The sequence below is a fragment of the Streptomyces sp. B1866 genome (genome assembly GCF_031932565.1).
Lineage (GTDB): Bacteria > Actinomycetota > Actinomycetes > Streptomycetales > Streptomycetaceae > Streptomyces.
On sequence record NZ_JAVSCF010000658.1, the window covers coordinates 1 to 326 of the forward strand.

General features: G+C 77.0%; 1 protein-coding gene. It reads left to right on the forward strand.

From position 1 onward, the window contains the following. Positions 1-326 (forward strand): KR domain-containing protein (locus RKE29_RS30665; protein ID WP_312008940.1); only part of this gene is annotated, 326 nt, incomplete at both ends.

Below are 326 nucleotides of genomic sequence, written 5' to 3' on the forward strand. Positions count from 1 at the left end.
CAGCCCGGGCCAGGCCAACTACGCCGCCGCCAACGCCGCCCTCGACGCGCTCGCCCACCTGCGGCACGCGGCCGGGCTGCCCGCCCACTCCCTCGCCTGGGGCCTGTGGGCGGACGCCACCGGCATGACCGGCGACCTGGACGAGACCGACCTCGCCCGGCTGAAGCAGATGGGCGGCCGCCCGCTGCCGTCCGAACTCGGGCTCGAACTGTTCGACCAAGCCCTCCGGCTCGACACGGCGCTGCTGGTGCCGGTGGGTCTCGACCTGGCCGCACTGCGCGTACAGGCGCGGTCCGGGGCGCTGCCCGCCCTGCTGCGCGGCCTGG